Source organism: Nitrosomonas communis (genome assembly GCF_001007935.1).
Lineage (GTDB): Bacteria > Pseudomonadota > Gammaproteobacteria > Burkholderiales > Nitrosomonadaceae > Nitrosomonas > Nitrosomonas communis.
On sequence record NZ_CP011451.1, the window covers coordinates 1,989,434 to 2,008,015 of the forward strand.

Annotated in this window: 16 protein-coding genes; 9 read left to right on the top strand and 7 right to left on the bottom strand. The window is 43.7% G+C overall.

The genetic code is table 11. From position 1 onward, the window contains the following. Window positions 1-77 precede the first annotated feature (77 nt). Window positions 78-968 (top strand): transposase, encoded by an 891-nt coding sequence (locus AAW31_RS09025; RefSeq protein ID WP_046849350.1) that lies wholly within the window; start codon window positions 78-80, stop codon window positions 966-968. Window positions 969-1,730: 762 nt separating this feature from the next. Here the strand turns inward: AAW31_RS09025 and AAW31_RS09030 are convergent. The 6 genes from AAW31_RS09030 to AAW31_RS09055 all read right to left on the bottom strand — a co-directional run bounded on the left by AAW31_RS09030 (window position 1,731) and on the right by AAW31_RS09055 (window position 7,961). Next, window positions 1,731-2,420, bottom strand: a complete 690-nt coding sequence (locus AAW31_RS09030; protein ID WP_046849995.1) for a DUF6781 family protein — start codon at window positions 2,418-2,420, stop codon at window positions 1,731-1,733. A 43-nt stretch (window positions 2,421-2,463) separates the two neighbouring features. After that, the gene (gene serS / locus AAW31_RS09035) at window positions 2,464-3,795 is read right to left on the bottom strand and encodes a serine--tRNA ligase (RefSeq protein WP_046849996.1); all 1,332 of its coding nucleotides are present in this window, start codon (window positions 3,793-3,795) and stop codon (window positions 2,464-2,466) included. Between the two features lie 364 nt (window positions 3,796-4,159). Continuing rightward, the gene (locus AAW31_RS09040; RefSeq protein ID WP_046849997.1) at window positions 4,160-4,687 is read right to left on the bottom strand and encodes an adenine phosphoribosyltransferase; all 528 of its coding nucleotides are present in this window, start codon (window positions 4,685-4,687) and stop codon (window positions 4,160-4,162) included. Window positions 4,688-5,243: 556 nt separating this feature from the next. Beyond that, window positions 5,244-5,723, bottom strand: a complete 480-nt coding sequence (locus tag AAW31_RS09045) for a nucleoside deaminase (protein ID WP_046849998.1) — start codon at window positions 5,721-5,723, stop codon at window positions 5,244-5,246. A 68-nt stretch (window positions 5,724-5,791) separates the two neighbouring features. Next, window positions 5,792-6,385 (bottom strand): DUF882 domain-containing protein, encoded by a 594-nt coding sequence (locus AAW31_RS09050; RefSeq protein WP_235264546.1) that lies wholly within the window; start codon window positions 6,383-6,385, stop codon window positions 5,792-5,794. Window positions 6,386-6,437: 52 nt separating this feature from the next. After that, window positions 6,438-7,961, bottom strand: coding sequence for a L,D-transpeptidase family protein (locus tag AAW31_RS09055; protein ID WP_235264547.1), 1,524 nt, complete (start codon window positions 7,959-7,961; stop codon window positions 6,438-6,440). A gap of 431 nt (window positions 7,962-8,392) precedes the next feature. Here AAW31_RS09055 and AAW31_RS09060 point away from each other — a divergent pair, with 431 nt between their 5' ends. Then, the gene (locus AAW31_RS09060; RefSeq protein WP_046850000.1) at window positions 8,393-8,725 is read left to right on the top strand and encodes a hypothetical protein; all 333 of its coding nucleotides are present in this window, start codon (window positions 8,393-8,395) and stop codon (window positions 8,723-8,725) included. A 242-nt stretch (window positions 8,726-8,967) separates the two neighbouring features. Here AAW31_RS09060 and AAW31_RS09065 read toward each other — a convergent pair whose 3' ends face one another. Then, window positions 8,968-9,846: a PPK2 family polyphosphate kinase gene (locus AAW31_RS09065; RefSeq protein WP_046850001.1), complete on the bottom strand. Its 879-nt coding sequence runs from the start codon at window positions 9,844-9,846 to the stop codon at window positions 8,968-8,970. A gap of 698 nt (window positions 9,847-10,544) precedes the next feature. On the opposite strand from AAW31_RS09065, the gene AAW31_RS09070 reads away from it, so the two are divergent. The 7 genes from AAW31_RS09070 (at window position 10,545) to AAW31_RS09100 (ending at window position 18,112) form a co-directional block, all read left to right on the top strand. Beyond that, window positions 10,545-11,876: an IS110 family RNA-guided transposase gene (locus AAW31_RS09070; protein ID WP_046850002.1), complete on the top strand. Its 1,332-nt coding sequence runs from the start codon at window positions 10,545-10,547 to the stop codon at window positions 11,874-11,876. A 340-nt stretch (window positions 11,877-12,216) separates the two neighbouring features. After that, window positions 12,217-14,625 carry a heavy metal translocating P-type ATPase gene (locus tag AAW31_RS09075; protein ID WP_258920426.1) on the top strand — a complete coding sequence of 803 codons (2,409 nt, stop codon included), beginning with the start codon at window positions 12,217-12,219 and terminating at the stop codon, window positions 14,623-14,625. Window positions 14,626-14,639: 14 nt separating this feature from the next. Further along, the gene (locus tag AAW31_RS09080; RefSeq protein WP_046850003.1) at window positions 14,640-14,849 is read left to right on the top strand and encodes a heavy-metal-associated domain-containing protein; all 210 of its coding nucleotides are present in this window, start codon (window positions 14,640-14,642) and stop codon (window positions 14,847-14,849) included. Window positions 14,850-14,871: 22 nt separating this feature from the next. Next, window positions 14,872-15,150, top strand: coding sequence for a metal-sensitive transcriptional regulator (locus AAW31_RS09085; RefSeq protein WP_046851644.1), 279 nt, complete (start codon window positions 14,872-14,874; stop codon window positions 15,148-15,150). A gap of 596 nt (window positions 15,151-15,746) precedes the next feature. After that, window positions 15,747-16,727, top strand: coding sequence for a cysteine synthase A (gene cysK, locus AAW31_RS09090; RefSeq protein WP_046850004.1), 981 nt, complete (start codon window positions 15,747-15,749; stop codon window positions 16,725-16,727). Continuing rightward, window positions 16,724-17,674, top strand: coding sequence for a serine O-acetyltransferase EpsC (epsC, locus tag AAW31_RS09095; protein WP_046850005.1), 951 nt, complete (start codon window positions 16,724-16,726; stop codon window positions 17,672-17,674). The genes cysK and epsC overlap by 4 nt, the downstream gene beginning before the upstream one ends. Window positions 17,675-17,695: 21 nt before the next feature. Next, the gene (locus AAW31_RS09100; protein ID WP_046850006.1) at window positions 17,696-18,112 is read left to right on the top strand and encodes a GlcG/HbpS family heme-binding protein; all 417 of its coding nucleotides are present in this window, start codon (window positions 17,696-17,698) and stop codon (window positions 18,110-18,112) included. Window positions 18,113-18,582: the final 470 nt, after the last annotated feature.

The window sequence follows — 18,582 nt, forward strand, 5'->3', positions numbered from 1 at the left end:
GAAATAGAAGCCAGTCCATCAATAACGTTAAACTATTGAGGAAGACACTACCCAACCTCAATCAATCAAAGTAACCAATGAACTGGCAAAATCGATTAATAACGATTTATCTCTATGTTTGCAAGCATTATCAGCAAAATCTTTGGGTTTATAGTCAAAGAATGAGCAACCACGCGGATTTAAGTTTTAGCGACGAAGAAGTCATTACCCTCTTCCTGTTCGGTGTAATGGACAAGCATCGAGAGATCAAAGGTATTTATGAGTATGCGGATCGCCACTTACGCGATTGGTTTCCACGACTTCCAGGTTATGTGGCTTATGTTCAGCGTCTGAATCGGGTAGCCGATGTGTTTGCACCCTTATTAGCACTGATTCAGCAAGAACAGGAAACCAGGAATGCCGGGCAGGTTTGGTTGACTGATTCATTTCCGGTCATCCTTGCGAGGCAAGGTCGTCGGTTTAACGCGTGTGTAGCGAAACAGTTGGCGGATTCAGGCTACTGCTCTACCAAGAAGTTGTACTATCATGGTGTGCGGGTCCATATCATAGGGCGCCGCCAACCAGGCTCACTGCCGATTCCTGAGTATATTGGTGTGACTGGCGCCAGCGACCATGATGGCAAAATATTTGATCAGATTCGACCACAATTGTACAACAATGAGCTGTACGGTGATAAAGCTTATCAACGGCCTGACGCTGAATGCATCAGGCGAGCTCAGAATCTGACCGTCTTGACACCGGTTAAAAAACAAAAAGGGCAGCACCATCTGGAACCACAGGATCAATGGTTATCGACAGCAGTTTCTCGCGTGCGGCAACCGATTGAAGCCTTATTTGCCTGGATTGAAGAAAAAACAGGCATTGAATGTGCCAGCAAAGTTCGTTCTTATAACGGGCTTATGGTACATGTATTCGGAAAGCTGGCTGCGGCTCTGTTTTTCTGGAATTTTTTACGAGTCAGCTCTTAATTCACATTATAATCAATTTATATAGGACATGCTATAGAGATAAATCGCTATTAATCGGTCTTGCCAATTCATTGGTTACTTTGATTGATTGAGGTTAGGTGATGTCTTCCTCAATAGTTTAATGTTATCGATGACCTGGCTTCTATTTCAGCTCTTAATTCGCATTTCATTGTACGAGTATTCATTGTTTCACCTCCGTTTTTGCAGCGCGCCTTAGCGTCATGTTTGATTGGGAAATTGGATGAGATCCACTGCCTGTAAGCGACGGTTTCTTCCTTCCGACCACGCTTTGCAAAGAGGCAATGGTTTAATAGGTTTTATCTTTGTCTCTTCTTTAATAAAGCAACTACAAATTACTAGAATAATGGACAAATATAATCTTGGGATGTCATGATTATGCTAACAACCCAATTTGACAATTTATCGGAAAATAGAAGGCAATTAAATACGTGTAAACACGTAGTCATTATCTTATTCCACTTCTAAATCAAAACTGATTTTGTCGGCTTCACCTTGCCGTATGATTGATACTGTCCGCGGCTCGCCTTCGCATCATTTTTGATTTGAAAATGGAATAAGCTGCTTAAACCAAGAAGTACAGCAATTAAACTACTCATGTATTTTGAGATAGTTTTTAGTCGCTGAGCAGTTTTCAGGATAAGCCTGGATAAAACAGCTGCTTTATGTAGAAAATTATTCAGCCGACGCCAAGAAGTGACGTGGCTGAATCGGGTTTGTAAGCAGGTGGCTAGCAGTTCTTAATTATTTGTTTTTCTCGTGCTTGGCTTGTTCTGAAATGCCTGCTAAAACGCCAGCAGCAATTTTATGCAGCAGGTCGGCTGTTGCTTGAGAAAGCTGCAATCCAGCTTGAAACTGAGCCTGCCCGACAGAAGATATCTGATGGGTAAAGGTAGCGAGTGTTTCCTGGAGTTGAGCGCCGATCGTGGTGCCATTATGTTTTGCATGAGTGAATAAATCATTTAACGTTTCAGCAATGACACCTTTTGCAATAGACGCGGTTTGTTGCAATATCTCTATAAATAAATCTTCCAGAGTTGCTAAATCAGCGCGCGTTTTTGTAAGTTCTTCACGCGAAAAATGCATGGCTTTTCCGGCCGCTTCTTGCACTACCAGTTTTGAAGCTTCAGCAAATTGTGCAAAGGCAGTGTCCAACCCTGACACTGCATGGGATATTTGAGTCTGAGCAGTATTGGATTGTTCCGATGCCTGCGCTAATTTCTGCTGCGCACCATCGTGCACACCTTGCATCACAGCGGTAGCAATCCGGCCCAAAGATTGAATGTCTAAACGATGTGCTTGCATTGACTGGAGCGTTAACCGCCGTACAGTTTCCTTAACGTCACCGTCATGTATAATTGCTTCGCGTACATCGGCTTCGAGTTGCGCCATATCATCCTGGTCATGCACCGTTCTATTGCTTTCATTTTGCATTTTAGATACCTCCGGATTTAAATAAATGTGTCATATAGCAGGTTCATTTTCCGTCTTCAATGGTAAGCCGGTCAAGGCCACTCATATAAGACTGTAAAACAGATGGAATAGTTAGGCTGCCATCCCTATTTTGGTAATTTTCCAGAATAGCCACCAACGTTCGTCCAATTGCCAAACCAGAACCATTTAGTGTGTGGAGTAATTCCGGTTTTCCTTTCTCGTTGCGAAAACGTGCCTGCATGCGTCGTGCCTGAAAAGCTTCGCAATTGCTACATGAAGATATCTCCCGATAAGCTTTTTGTGCAGGTAACCATACTTCAATATCATATGTCTTTGCAGCCGAAAAACCTATATCACTCGTACATAATGTCATCACTCGATAAGGTAATTCCAATTTTTGCAAAATTTTTTCTGCATGGCTGACGAGCTGTTCCAATGTCTCATAGGATGTTTGTGGATGTACGATATGCACAAGTTCAACTTTTTCGAATTGATGCTGGCGAATCAAACCACGGGTATCCTTGCCATAACTGCCTGCTTCAGAACGAAAGCAAGGAGTATGAGCAACAAATTTCAGCGGAAGCTGTTCAAGCGGAATAATTTCATCACGCACCATATTAGTTAAGGGTACCTCAGCAGTAGGGATCAGGTATAATTTGAATAAACCATGTCCAGTTGATGTGGTTGCACCCATATGCTCGCTAGTTCCCGCATGCACGGCAAACAGATCTTCCTCAAATTTAGGCAATTGTCCTGTGCCTTGTAAGCAATCTGCATTGACCAGATAGGGGACATAAATTTCAGTATAACCATGCTCCTGAGTATGCGTATCCAGCATAAACTGTGTCAGCGCACGATGCAGGTGAGCAATGCCACCTTTCATCACGTTGAATCGCGTGCCACTTAATTTTGCTGCGGTTTCAAAATCGAGTAGACCCAATTCTTCACCTATGCTGACATGGTCCTTAATGGCGAAATCGAATGATCTGGGCGTTCCCCAGCGCCGTATTTCAAGATTATCCGTTTCACTTTTTCCCTCTGGAACACTGCTATGCGTTAAGTTAGGAATAGTTAATAATAGCTGCTGCAGCTCGGCTTGAATGCGCTCGAGCTGGCTTTCAGCCTGTTTAAGTTCACCTCCTAGATGAGCAATCTCTGCCATGATCGCAGCCGCATCCTCGCCTTTTTGTTTGGCAATGCCAATTTGCTTAGAAGTGGCATTACGTCTTGCCTGTAATTCCTGTGTTTGAGTTTGGATCGATTTGCGTTGCGCTTCCAGCCATTGGAATTGTGCTACCGGAAAAGTGTAGCCACGTTTGGCTAAGCGTGAAGCAATATTTTCTGGATCGGTGCGTAATTGTTGAATGTCTAGCATGTATTACTCCAAAAGAAGTGGCTCATCTTAACTGACCGGGCAGATTAATGTCTGTCATCACAGTATTTCTTATGTTTTAGGTCTAATTCCATTTCCAAATCAAAAGTGACGCGAAGGCGAGCCGCAGACGGTATCAATCCTACGGCAAGGTGAAGCCGACAAAGTCAATCTTGATTTAGAAATGGAATAAAGTCTGCTCACACTGAATCGGAAAAATTTGGGCTGGCCTGGACTGGTTCAGCCAAACAGCGCCGAAGCTTCTCCATAATGGCTTGATCAATTTGAGTCACGTGGAATTTGACAATTCTGTCAAATAGATAATGGTCAGTTCAATTAAGTAAATATACGAAGTAAGTAAGTTCGCTCAACTTCCCTCAAATTGGCATAATGCGAATACCTTTTGCCCTTGCTTTTCTAAACGATCTCTGCCGCCAACTTCAGGCAGATCGACCACAAAACAGCATTCGATGATTTCTCCTCCTATCTCCTGGATAAGCTTGACAGCTGCCTCCATGGTACCGCCGGTAGCAATAAGGTCGTCCACTAACAATATCCGTTCTCCTTTTCGGATCGCATCGGTATGAATTTCAATCCGATCACTGCCGTATTCCAATTGATAGTCACAGCCTATGGTTTCAGCTGGCAATTTGCCTGGTTTGCGTATCGGCACAAAACCAACGCCCAGCGCATACGCAACGGGAGCACCAATAATAAAGCCGCGTGACTCAATACCCACAACTATGTCGATATTGCTCGTTCGGTAGCGATTAACAATTTCCTGGATGGTGGTGCGTAAGCCAACAGCATCTTTCAGCAGTGTGGTAACGTCGCGAAACATGATGCCCTCATGAGGGTAATGAGGAATGGTGCGAATACGGGATTTAATAGGCATAAAAAGTTTAAATGTATAAATCTATCGATCAGAGCAAAGTTGATATTTGGTATCCATCTTAGCGTATTTTATCCAATCTGGCAGTAGGTTGAATTTGCAGATATAGCCTATTTGGGTATGAAGAAAAGTAACTCTACTTCTCTTCAAGAAAGACAAGGCGCTATTATGAATTTTACCCGGATTTGCAACGATGGAAAGAAAAGAAAAAATACACTTGCTTTGCTTAAGCAAGAGTTAGATTCTTTAAGTTTGAAGTACGAAAATTGAGATCGTCCTCCAAGGTTTTTCAGAATACTTATTCTGTTTCTAAATCAAAACTGGTTTTGTTGGGGTTTACCTTGCCATATGATTGATACTGTCTGCGGCTCGCCTTCGGATCATCTTTGATTTAGAAATAAAATAAAATGCAGAATGAAAATAGCATCGATCATGATGTGATGCTGGAAATTATTTATGTGGATAGCCAGTACCGTAATAAGTCGGAAAGCAGGAAAATCTATTTGAGAATAATGAACTCTCGCTGTTCCAATTGGCTTTGCCCGTGCATTATCCTTTTTTAGTAAATTATCTTGTCTGATTTTGCTGACCACTCTGAGAGGACTTTCAGTGCTTTTGGTCTGAGTATTTGTTCCATTGGAATTTTACGCTGTGGCAAATCAGACATGATTTCTTCATAAATAAATTCATCGTCGAATCCGATTTCGGTGGCGTCGGCCCTGGTGCATGCATAAAATACTTTTTCTGGACGCGCCCAATAGATAGCACCTAGACACATCGGACAGGGTTCGCAGGAAGTAAAGATGTAGCACCCATCAAGCCGAAAAGTGCCTAAATGCCAACAAGCATTTCGTATCGCGACAATTTCAGCATGAGCAGTAGGATCATTTAAAGAGATGACTTGATTGCTACCTTTTCCAATGATAGTGTTATTTTTGACGATGACACAACCAAACGGCCCACCCTCATTATGGATCACTCCATAAGCTGAAAGACTAATGGCTTCCAGCATAAATTGGGCTTGCTGAATTCCCTTCATGACCTGCTCATTATTTTTTCGCTTAGCTTGCTGTAAGGATCAATTTATTTATGCAGCAGAGTATAGTCTTACCAATAGCGCACATGCCCGGTGTCAAGGTGAATAAAGTTGGAGTCGGGATAATATCCAACACCACCGACTTTTAACGATAAAGCTGCTTTTCTCAAATCAGCCAGGGAAAATTCAGGTAATCGAATATCAATTGCCTTGCCTTGCATGTGCAGACTCTGTTTTGCTACGCCACTATTATGCAAGGCGAGCATTTTATTAGTCTCAGGCGAGCGATAGCCGGAAACGACCTGAAATTCCTTCTTTGCCCCCATTCGGCTAGACAAAAGCTGCAATATGTCGAGTAATCGAAGATCAATAGCATGGGTTCTACCGGTACGATGATCGCGTAAAATTTTTTCGATATCCCTGAGTACGCTAGGGATATAACGCCCTTTTTCCCAGTAAATAGATTTTACTCTTTCCCCTGTATGTAAATTAAGTAGGGATAATTCTTTAACTGGTTGTTTAATGGATGTTTTTGGCTTGCGTGCATAGGCTGCTGGTAACGCTAGCAGTGTACAGGCACTTAACCCTGTTTTAATAAAAAAGCGCCGACTAGCACCTAGCTTTGTTAATTGATGATTATGATTATTAACTCCTTGTGCAAACACTTTGAGTCCTCCCATAAGATATCAAGGTTATATTTAAACTAGATATGCTCGCTTACCAGCGAGCATACTTTAGAATTCGTTTGTCACGTCCATAAATATCTGATGCGAAATATATATTGTTTGTCTCATCAACCCATGCCGTGAGATAGATTAAATAAATGGGTAAGTGTTTAGATAAATTAACCGTAATTGTTTTACCGCTTTCTATTTTGTCACCGATATCAGTCGCTGCATTGGGTTCGTTCAAAATAAACCCAGCTAATTGCAATGGTTTCTCTAACCGGATACAACCCGAACTAAACATTCGAATATCTTTCTGAAATAATTGCTTAGAAGGTGTATCATGCAAATATATACTGAAACGGTTCGCAAACATAAATTTTATAGTGCCTAACGCATTCTTCTCTCCTGGCTCCTGCCTTAACACATAAGGAAAATTCTTGCCAACCGCATGCCAGTTAATCAAATCCGAATCAATTTCCTCGTAATGACCAGCATTGTTTACATAAACTCTAATTTTCTGTGAAGTAAAAAAATTAGAATTGTTTTGTTGTTTAGGTAATAGATCCTGCTGCGCAATACTGTTCGGAACATTCCAGTATGGATTCAGGATAAGGTGAGAAATGCGGCTATTGAAGCTGGGTGTTGAGCGATAATCACGCCCTACGATAATGCGCATATTTAAAACATGCTTCCCATATTCAATCGCAGTCAAACGAAATCCAGCAATATTGACCAATAAATAGCGATCGCCTAATTCTCTTGGCATCCATCGCAAACGTTCCATATTGATACGTAATTGCCTGATTTTCTGCTCGGGTGTTTTATTTAATGCCGCGCGTGTATTTGGTCCGATCACCCCATCAGCATTCAGTCCATGCTGTTCCTGAAATATCTTAATCGCGTTTACCAATTCACTATCATACTTTTCGCTTCCGTTTTCACTCGAAACGATATCATAGCTAGAATTGCCGTGCATGGCAAAAATTTGCGCAATTCGGGAACGGAGTAGCGGAATAATCGCGTGATTCATGTTGGGCCGAATTAAGGGCGTTTCCGGAATCATGGTCCAATTAACGCCACGTTTCACTAACTTACGGAGTTTGGCTAAAGCTTGCTTCATCAGCTGATACTCCTGGGTTTTAGGAGGTAAATCTGCCAGAGATGATTTTAAATTTCCAGAAGTAATAGCCTTTTGCAAATAAGCTGCTGGATCGAATTTTGGCTGCCGAATATGCCAATCCGGGTCAACTTCTGATGCTATCAGGCGACCTCTACGTAAATCTCGAGCAAGCATCAAAATTGATTGAGTAGTGCGCAATTCGAGTTCAAGTAGAAGAGAATACTCGCTGCTTTGTTTGCGTAAGTGCAATAGTTGTTCAAGCTGATAATCTTTGCTATCTAAACCTTCCTGTTCGGCAGTTGCAATAAATGCTATAGCTATATCAAGTTCAGGTGATAATTTGTCATTCTGTATCCAGGCCGGTCGATAACCGCGCATCGCATAAAAATGTTTTAAAATAGCTACATCAATCTCATTCGACACCGAAGAAGAATTGTTGAGCTGGTTTTGCAATGCTTCCGCATTAATTGAAGAGAGATTCTTAGCCGTTGCGGGGAGTAAACAAAATATCCCAATAGTAAAGAAGACTACTTGAAGTACTCGAATTTTAGTAAGTTGAGATATCTTTATAATGTGGAAATAAAAAAAACTCCTTTTACTTTCTAATAGACTGCTCATGAAATAACGATAAAATGACTTGCACCCATTTATATTAACCCGGCTTTTTACCATAAATCGACCAAAATTCCTAAAAAAGAGCTGATATATTTTGAGCTTAATGAGAAGATTAAAAAAAACGAAGGTAAATCATTACCCCTAAAATATAGGGGGTAAAGCGTTATAACTCGATTATTGATCCTAATGGTACTGTTACATAAAGTTAAATATTAACTGTAAGATAAAAATCTTCTTATCTAGATAAAATAAAGGGTATTCGGAAAATCATGAATATTAATAAATGGACTGATGAAGAGCTTTCTTCAACGCGCGATAAGCTCGATGCGTGGTGCCTCAAGCATGCCACCCCAAGCTGGGGAAATCGAATGTGGTTATTAACTGCGCTACTCGGAGCCGTGGCAATTTCAACAGGGGTGGTATTTATTTTTTTTGATGGTATTAGCGCGATGAGTATTATTTTGATCATCCTTGGTGGGATCACTTGCTACAGCTGGTACAGAAGTGAAAAGCAGCGCAAGATCAACATGAATTTCCTTGAGGAAATTAAGGTGGAAATCGCGCGTAGGGCTAAACGTAAAAATGAGAAACCAGTAAGTTAAATTTTATTTGCACTATATTTTTTTACATGCTATTAGTAGCAATTCTCTGCTAAATACTTTATCAGAGAATTGCTGAGAATGAAGTCCTATTAATTCTAATGTAGCGGTTAACACAGAAGAAATTGATTGCTTTAATGTCCTTATTCAGTTTGTCTGAGAGCAGCATGGTCTGGTAGGGGTAAGCACCTGTTTTATGAATGAGACTAACGGTTAGTTGTGTGGTTCTCTACTCAATTAATAAATTATTCCTTTTCCAAAGCCTCCCTGATTTCTGCTAATTCTTTCCGATGAGCTTCAGTCGCAATAGGGTAGTTCATTTGGAGCGTTTTCATTGTTTCCGTTACAATTTTAGATACAAGCAGTTGGGCATTAAGTTTGTCATCTGCCGGTACAATATACCAGGGTGAATGCTCTGTACTGGTAGCGCTCAGACATTCAGCATAGGCTGTTTGAAAAGCTTCCCAATGTTGGCGGGCTTCTATATCAGCACGGCTGATTTTCCAGTTCTTTTTTGGCTCATCAATGCGTTCAAGCAAGCGCTGCCGTTGTTCTTCTTTTGATAAATGAAGGAAAATTTTGACAGTGCGGGTGCCATTGCGATGTAAGTGGCTTTCTAGGTTGACAATATCCTGGAAACGTTCTTGCCAGAATTTTGTTGGGTCGAGAAGCTCCATGGGTAAATGTTGCTGCTCCAATAACCCTGGGATAACGCGGACTGCAGTGACTTCTTCGTAGTAAGACCGATCAAAAATACCAATACGCCCTCTTTCAGGAAGGCGATTGTTGCTTCGCCATAGAAAATCATGATCAAGATCCTCTGCGCTGGGTTGTTGAAAGCTGTATACTTGGCACCCTTGTGGATTGATGCCCGTCATGACGTGCTTGATAATGCTTCCCTTGCCTGCTGAATCAATGCCTTGAAGAATGAGTAATAGAGCATAGCGATTGTGCGCATAAAGTATATCTTGGAGCGCACCTAGTTCTTCATGTAATTCATTTAAAAGCTCTTGGTGCTTCTTTTTGGACGAATAGAGTGGTTTAATGCTGGTTGTCCAATCGGCTAAATTTACCTGTGTGTTTGGGTCAACCTTCAACTTGGTAAGTTTTGAATTAAGCGCCATGTTAACTCCTGTAACAAATTCCCCATTTGAAGCTGCTTCTGGAAGTTACTTGATCAATCGAATTGAGGCATTCGCATGTTGTATCTGATTATTAAGATTACCTGCTATGCGATCAATAAATCAATAAGGTAGAGATATTCTTTGTTTGTTCGATCAATCTAATACAGAAATCCGGTGATTGATTGTTATAACGATTGAACCGATAGCAATAAAAGTTAGGCCACATATCATCAGAACTCGTGGCCAGTCAAGCTTAGTGGGAAAATGCTCATGCACAAAATGACTGATAGGCTGGTATAAGGGAGCATGAACAATGTCCAGTCGGGTCAGCAGTAACATTCAACTTTTTGCGCTCGTATAGATATAAATAATAAGTGTGGGAATATCCCAATAGGTTCAAACGAAGTACTGTGAGAAGACAAGTTTGCGCCTATTTGCTTTTTAGCGTAGTAATCCGCTAGAGGCGGCAAGGCGCGCAGAAGAAACAAGCGGCGTCAGAGCTTGAGGAGTAAAGTTGGAATGTCGCGCTGGAGAAGACCGACACATCACTGGTGCTAATCCGCCCGTTTTTTAGCGTGGTCATGGGTCACGTCGGCGACATTGGTGAGTCCGTGGCAACGGACATCCCGTTTGAAAGAGTGAGTACAACGACGTACCTGAACCAGCGCGACATTCCAATAGAGATAATGGAGGATGTCATGGCAAAGTTCAAGCGAAGTAAATTGGAGTTAATCCATCCGAATGCAGCGGGGATTGATATTGGCTCTGCGAGCCATTTTGTGGCGGTACCGCCGGATCGAGATAACAAGCCGGTAAGGGAATTCAAGAGTTTCACCGCAGACCTGAATGGTTTAGCGGACTGGTTAGAGGCCTGTGAAATTGACACTGTGGCAATGGAATCGACGGGGGTATACTGGATTCCACTGTATGAACTTTTGGAGTCGCGCGGGCTGACTGTGTATCTAGTAAATGCGCGGCACGTTAGAAATGTTTCTGGCTGGAAGTCGGATGTACTGGACTGCCAATGGTTACAGCAACTGATGAGCTTTGGGTTGTTGTCTGGCGCATTCCGTCCGAAAGATGAGATATGTGCACTACGAGCCATATCTCGTCAACGCGATATGCTGATCCGTTATCAGGCGCGACATGTGCAACATATGCAAAAGGCTCTGGCGCAAATGAACATACAATTGGCGAACGTGATTTCGGATATTGTGGGCGAAACCGGTCAAAAGATCGTTCGTGCCATCATTACTGGTGAGAGAGATGGGCACATCCTGGCGAATCTCAAGAGCAATCGCATCCGGGCTGGCAAAGACGAGATTGAGAAATCGTTAGTCGGGAATTGGCGGGAAGAACACCTGTTTGCACTCAAGCAAGCGATGTCACTCTATGACGCCTACAGCGAACGACTCACCGAATGTGACCGGCAGCTTGAAACCATGCTGGCGGCACTTCAGGTGCACAAGGTAGAGATCTGCCAGAAGAAGCGCCGCTCCAATGTCAAGAACGCTCCCAAATTTGATTTACGTGCCCATCTGATTGGCATGTGTGGGGTTGATTTGACGCGAATTGACGGCATCGAAGTGACGATTGCGATGAAAGTCCTGAGTGAAGTGGGCGCTGACATGAGCAGGTTCAAGAGTGCGAAGCAGTTTGCCTCGTGGCTTGGGTTGTGTCCTGGAACAAAGATATCGGGCGGAAAAGTGCTATCGGGGGCAAGCAAGCGCACAGCGAACCGTGCGGCTCAGGCACTGCGCATGGCGGCAGTTTCATTGAAATCCAGCCAGTCTGCACTGGGTGCCTATTACAGAAGATTATGTGGCAGACTCGACAAGGCAAAGGCAATCACAGCGACAGCACACAAACTGGCGCGCTTGATCTACACGATGCTAACGAAAGGAACCGAGTACGTCGATAAAGGGCAGGAGTACTATGAGGAGCGATATCGTCAACGCGTGTTGCATCATCTGACTGTTCGCGCTCGGAAGCTGGGGTTTAATCTTACCCCTGTTCCTGAGGCTACTTAATATTTGCTGTAAAACCATTGTGTTACATTTGTTTCTTGAAAGTTGCTATTAATAAACCACTTTTCCGTATAGATGGTTTTTATTTTTTGGTATTTCATTTTCTATTTAATCTTATGATTGAGTTAAGGTTTGCTTTAAAAAAATTGTTGAATCATGCAAAGCAATCTTATTGAACAAAAAATAAGCTACCAACAAAAACAGGGGTAAAAAAGCAGAAATAAACCGTTTGTCAGTTCCTTCCTTATTCATTCTTTTATTGCTGATCTCAAAGTATATTGACATATACCCATATGGGGTATACGATGAATTTATTTTTGTAATAAAAGTGAGGAGGATCAAGGTGAGTACACTTCTTACGCATAGACACATTGAGTTACCAATAGAAGGGATGACTTGTGCAGCCTGTGCGGCGCGAATTGAAAAGAATCTCAACAGGTTACCGGGTGTGCAGGCAGCAGTAAATTTTGCCAGCGAGAAAGCGGTGATAGAGTTTGATGATACTGCCACACATGCTGAAGATCTGATTCACTCAATTGAAAAAGCTGGTTTTCATGTTATTCCTCCGACTGTACAACTGCGAATCAGCGGCATGACATGTGCAGCATGCAGTGGGCGCATTGAACAAGCGTTGAATAAAATCCCTGGAGTTACAGCTACTGTTAATCTGGCGACAGAAGTTGCTCATGTCCAATTCAACCCGGCTGCAGCAACCGTGAATGATTTGATTGCGGCTGTCGCCAAGGCAGGCTATAGTGCGAGTGAGATCAGCGAAGCAAGCCGTAATGAAGAGAAAGCCAGGCGGCTGGCAGCTTATCAGGCAGAGCTCCGTATCTTTTGGTTATCCGCTGCACTGACCTTACCATTTTTACTGCAAATGGGTGTGATGTTAACGGATCATGTTGATTTGCTGCCACGCTGGCTACAGTGGTTATTGGCAACACCTGTCCAGTTCTGGGTGGGGAGACGTTTTTATGTGGGTGCTTGGCATGCCTTACGCGGTGGTGGAGCGAATATGGATGTATTGATCGCTTTGGGCACTAGCATGGCTTATTTCTTCAGTGCAGTCGTTACGCTGTTCTCGCTGGACCAACACGTTTATTTCGAGGCGAGTGTCGCCATTATTACTTTGGTGCTATTAGGTAAGTTAATGGAAGCCCGCGCCAAAAGCAAAACTTCTGCCGCCATTGAGGAGTTGATTAAGCTACAACCTAAAACCGCACGAGTTGAGCGAGAGGGTGAAATTATCGAAGTTGATGTCGATACACTTAAAGTAGGTGACGTTTTTATTGTGCGGCCCGGCGAGAATTTACCTGTTGATGGGGTTGTCATTGAAGGTATATCCAGTGTGAATGAAGCCATGTTAACGGGAGAGAGTCTGCCGGTAGCTAAGCAGGTCGGTGCCAAAGTGTTTGCAGCCACTCAGAATCAACAAGGATTATTGAAATGCCGAGCTACCAGTGTGGGGGAGCATACGCAGCTTGCCGCCATTATTCGGCTAGTAGAGGAAGCACAGGGTTCCAAGGCGCCGATCCAGCGCATGGCCGACACCATTTCAGGGATATTTGTGCCGGTAGTAGTCGTCATCAGTATCCTGACTTTGGCATTAACGTGGTGGTTGACAGGAAATTTCGTATTGTCGCTGATCAATGCAGTGGCAGTACTAGTTATTGCATGCCCATGTGCACTAGGGTTAGCCACACCCACAGCCATTATGGTAGGCACCGGGCGTGGTGCTCAAATGGGTGTTCTTGTGAAAAATGCTGCCGCACTCGAGCATGCGGAAAAAATTCAAGTATTAGTCGTAGATAAGACAGGCACTCTTACGGAAGGGAGACCTGTTGTGACCGACGTCATTCCGGTAGGCTCAATCACTGAACAAGCATTATTACAGACCGCCGCTACCTTGGAACAAGGTTCAGAGCATCCACTTGCAAAAGCCGTGCTCGAGTACACAGCCGGCAGGGCTATACGGCCTCAGACGATGAGTAATTTTACATCCGTGACTGGAAGTGGCGTCAAGGCTCAGATCGGTGACACTGAATTTTTATTGGGCTCGCCAAAATTTCTGCGAGCGCATGGCGTACCCATGGACCCCTCTCATTTGGCAGTGCTTCAGGCTGAAAGCAAAACCGTGATTGGAGTGGCTGCTCAGTCCGAAGAAACCTATCAGATGCTGGGATATCTTGCGATTGCCGATCGGTTACGCAGTACCTCAGCGCAGGCGGTTAGGCGATTACAGGCAATGGGTGTTGAAGTTATCATGTTGACTGGTGATAATGCTGAAACCGCTGCTGCCATTGCCAAACAAGCAGGCATTAACCATTATCGCGCCGAAGTGTTGCCCCAAGACAAAGCAGCCGAAGTGGCCAAAATAAAAGCACGTGGACAATTTACCGGTATGGTGGGGGACGGAATTAACGATGCCCCTGCGCTGGCTGCGGCTGATGTGAGTTTTGCCATTGGCGCGGGCTCTGATGTGGCGATTGAAGCAGCGGACATTACGTTGATGCATAATGATTTGATGAGCGTGGCTGATGCCATTGCGCTTTCCCGTGCGACTTTGAGCAAGATCCGCCAGAATCTGTTCTTTGCTTTTATCTACAATGTGCTCGGTATTCCCTTGGCTGCCATTGGCATGCTTAACCCGATCATCGCAGGCGCTGCAATGGCGATGAGTTCGGTATCGGTTGTTAGTAATTCACTGCTGCTTAAGCGATGGCAGCCAGACACACAGATTAACTCATATTAAAGAGGAACCATTAAATGCAAACATCCATCATCCCTATCAAGGGCATGACCTGTATGGGTTGTGTCAGAAGTATTAAAAATGTGCTGGAACAGATTCCTGGCGTGATGAGTACCGAAGTTTCACTGGAGGATGCACAGGTTACCATTCAGTATGATGCAGCAATTACCGGGATCGATCAGTTTAAACAAGCCATCGAGGAAGCAGGTTTTGAAGCCTTTATCTAATAATAAAAGAGAGTTATGCCACGTGCCTGATCACGTGATACAGCCCAATAAGGAGGCGTTAATCAAGCGTCTTAACCGCATCGAAGGTCAGGTGCGCGGTGTAGCCAAAATGATCGTGGAGGACCGCTACTGCGTTGATATCCTCAATCAGGTGTCAGCGCTACAGTCTGCACTGGATGCAGTGGCAATGCAATTACTTGAAAACCATACGCATGGCTGTATGCAGTCGGCTATTCAATCAGGTAACGGTGATGCTGCTATTGATGAGCTTATGGCTGTGGTACGTAAGTTTGCACGATAAAACAATTGAGAAATGGTGCTTTCAAGCAAGGGTATTGCCTGCAGCAATTCCAAATACAGTAGAGAGTGCGAGTCCGTCCGTAGTTAAATTAACCAAGCATGCTCCAAGAAAAATGTAATGTTGGGGTTACATATGCCATGCTTATCCTTGACTTCTCGTCTATAAAATAGGCTGCCGTTAGCGCTATAATTTGTATCGTGCAGGTGAAGGAGGAATTTAGTAAATGCAGTTTCATTTTAAGTTTAACTGCGATCAGGAATGGAGTAAATGAGCATTACTTTTTATATGTGCGTTAAATAATTTCATCAGATGGTGATACGTTGTAGGTTAATTGTTTTTGCCCTTGTGGATATTCCTTTGCTACTTGCCATAAACATGCCATCTTTCTATTTAATGTCAATGGATTGAAATTTAGTTAAATTATTGGAATTTGGCTTTATGTCATATAAATTTTTTGGTTAATCATAGATACAGATACGCCGTAACAAAATGAATCATGCCAGTTAAAATAAACAGCTAAATAATTGTTAATCTTTAGTATTTCTTCAATAATAAACGAGGGTTCGCCAGGACGGCGATAAAGAAAGGAATAGCTTATGTCAAATTGGTATCAAGACAATTCACAATCGATAGGACGGACACCGTTAGTTCGGCTCAATCGTATTACCGATGGTGCAGCAGCGACCGTACTGGCCAAGATTGAAGGACGTAATCCGGCATATTCAGTCAAGTGCCGTATTGGAGTTGCAATGGTTGACGACGCTCAGCGCCGCGGCTTACTTGGTCCTGGTAAAGAGCTGGTGGAACCAACAAGTGGTAATACGGGTATTGCGTTAGCATTTGTTGCGGCTGCACGCGGTATCCCGTTGACCTTAACAATGCCGGAAACCATGAGTATCGAGCGCCGGAAATTACTTGTCGCATTTGGCGCCAAGCTGGTTCTGACGGAAGGTCAGCGAGGTATGGCAGGCGCTATTGCCAAGGCCGATGAAATCGTTGCTGCAGATCCTGATCGTTTTGTTTTACTACAGCAATTTAAGAATCCGGCCAATCCAGCAATACACGAGCTAACGACAGGTGCGGAGATTTGGCAAGATACTGATGGGGCAATTGATATTTTTGTTGCAGGTATAGGAACAGGTGGCACGATGACAGGTGTTTCCCGTTATATAAAACAAGGTAAGGGAAAAGCCATTACGTCAGTTGCAGTTGAACCAGCGGCAAGTCCTGTTATTACTCAGCAGCGATCAGGTCAGCCTTTAATACCTGGCCCTCACAAAATTCAAGGGATTGGCGCTGGATTTGTGCCGGATAATCTTGATCTCTCACTGGTGGATGAAGTCGAACAGGTGAGTAATGAAGAGGCTGTCTTGTACGCCCGTCGCCTCGCCGGGGAGGAAGGCATACTTTCCGGTATTTCCTGTGGTGCTGCAGTTGCAGCAGCTGTACGACATGCCAAGCGTGCGGAAAATGCTGGCAAAACAATTGTGGTGATTTTGCCGGATTCTGGTGAACGTTATTTGAGCAGTATTCTCTTTGAGGGAATGTTCAATGAAAAGGGGTTGAATGTAGAGTGACTAACGTCAATAGAATCAGCGATCTTCAAATAAGAAGTACTTTTCTTGAGATTGATCATATCGTTGAAGAATTACGTGATTTGCGGATTGCTTCGCTGGAAAATCGACAAGGGCATACCAGGCCTCCTAAACTTCCTTTACGCAAAATTCTGGTTGGTGTGGCAGAGGGCTTAAGTGCTGCGATGTTTCCTAATCGTTTGGGCCCGGCCGATCTCGCGGATGAGGGAATCGACCATTATGTCGGGCACACTTTGAATAGTGCTCTGCGCACGTTGCTGGTACAAATACAGCATGAATTACATTTTAGTTCGGGTTTGGAAAACCTGAGTGACGCTGATCGTGAACGGGCAGTAGAGATCACGCAAGCATTCGCCAAACGTTTACCTGCGGTTCGCAGTTTACTGGAAAGCGATATTGTGGCGGCCTACGAAGGGGACCCGGCAGCGCACAGCGTTGATGAAGTATTGGTATGTTATCCGGGTATTATGGCCATTACCTACTATCGGCTAGCGCATGAGTTGCACCGGCTCGGTGTGCCACTGATTGCGCGCATGATTTCAGAAATAGCCCATTCAATGACTGGGGTAGAAATACATCCAGGTGCTCAGATTGGTGGCAGTTTTTTTATTGATCATGGTACGGGTGTGGTCATCGGAGAAACTGCCATTATAGGTCGCAATGTGCGGCTATATCAGGCTGTTACTTTAGGTGCAAAACGGTTTCCGGTAGATGAGCACGGGGCGTTGGTAAAAGGCATACCACGACATCCGATTGTCGAGGATGATGTTGTGATTTATGCAGGGGCGACTATCTTGGGGCGTATCATTATCGGGCGGGGCTCAATAATAGGTGGGAACGTCTGGCTGACACGCAGCGTGCCAGCTGGCAGTCATGTTACCCAAGCACAAATGCGTCATGAAATATTCGAAGGTGGGTCGGGGATATAGCATTATATTTGAGAGATGGAGATGGCAAATAGCAAACTTTTTTTGATACTTGAGGACGCCAAAAAAATCGCCGCAGCGGCAGAAACGGAGGCCAGGCGCAATAATTGGCCCGTCGTCATTTCTATTGTTGATGAAGGAGGGCATTTACTTTACTTAATGCGGTCAGACAATACGCAATATGGCAGTATTGAAGTTGCCATACAAAAGGCAAGATCGGCCATCGCTTTTCGAAGGCCCACTAAGGTGCTGGAGGAGCAGGTCAATCAAGGGCATGTGCGTTACTTAAATTTACCTGGAGCAATACCCATTGAAGGTGGACTGCCTATTGTGCTCAGTAATCAATTTGTGGGTGCGATCGGCGTGAGTGGCGTAAGATCTCATCAAGATGCACAAATTGCGCAAGCGGGCATCGATGCACTTAATTCAGATTCTTTTTAATCTGTAATTTTGACAGAAGAAATAGTGCGTCGATAATAGATTATGGAATAACTATTTCTTATCAGGTTGTGATAGGGTTTTGATTCGCATAATCTGTTGTATTATCCAAATTTTATGACAATCAAACGATCTACAAATGTAAAGAAAGGGTTTGCAAAGAGTTAACTATGCATACTGTTTCTCGAAATAATACCCTAAGTTTATCCGTGACTGCGCTCACTTCAGTAAAACCTTGCTTAATACCCCTTTAACGCGGAGATTTAGCCAGTACCTGTAAAGACAGACGATACGTTTGGTTTTGCGTAAACCGATCTCCGGAGCGCTTGCTCCTCAGCTATTGCATTGCAAGTCATTGCCATTGAGAGCAGGAAATGTATGGATATTTTTTACTTCTCAATTCTTTTTAAAGAATGGTAAGAGTTGTGTAATTTCCAGTTCAATGGCCATTTATCAATCAAATGAGATAAACT

What these genes read in the sequence shown, in the direction of transcription:
- AAW31_RS09080 (WP_046850003.1), top strand. Translation starts at nt 14,640, where the DNA reads ATGCAAACATCCATCATCCCTATCAAGGGCATGACCTGTATGGGTTGT.
- AAW31_RS09100 (WP_046850006.1), top strand. Translation starts at nt 17,696, where the DNA reads ATGGCAAATAGCAAACTTTTTTTGATACTTGAGGACGCCAAAAAAATC.
- AAW31_RS09045 (WP_046849998.1), bottom strand. Translation starts at nt 5,723, where the DNA reads ATGAAGGGAATTCAGCAAGCCCAATTTATGCTGGAAGCCATTAGTCTT.
- AAW31_RS09070 (WP_046850002.1), top strand. Translation starts at nt 10,545, where the DNA reads ATGGCAAAGTTCAAGCGAAGTAAATTGGAGTTAATCCATCCGAATGCA.
- cysK (WP_046850004.1), top strand. Translation starts at nt 15,747, where the DNA reads ATGTCAAATTGGTATCAAGACAATTCACAATCGATAGGACGGACACCG.
- AAW31_RS09065 (WP_046850001.1), bottom strand. Translation starts at nt 9,846, where the DNA reads ATGGCGCTTAATTCAAAACTTACCAAGTTGAAGGTTGACCCAAACACA.
- AAW31_RS09030 (WP_046849995.1), bottom strand. Translation starts at nt 2,420, where the DNA reads ATGCAAAATGAAAGCAATAGAACGGTGCATGACCAGGATGATATGGCG.
- AAW31_RS09040 (WP_046849997.1), bottom strand. Translation starts at nt 4,687, where the DNA reads ATGCCTATTAAATCCCGTATTCGCACCATTCCTCATTACCCTCATGAG.
- AAW31_RS09060 (WP_046850000.1), top strand. Translation starts at nt 8,393, where the DNA reads ATGAATATTAATAAATGGACTGATGAAGAGCTTTCTTCAACGCGCGAT.
- serS (WP_046849996.1), bottom strand. Translation starts at nt 3,795, where the DNA reads ATGCTAGACATTCAACAATTACGCACCGATCCAGAAAATATTGCTTCA.
- AAW31_RS09025 (WP_046849350.1), top strand. Translation starts at nt 78, where the DNA reads ATGAACTGGCAAAATCGATTAATAACGATTTATCTCTATGTTTGCAAG.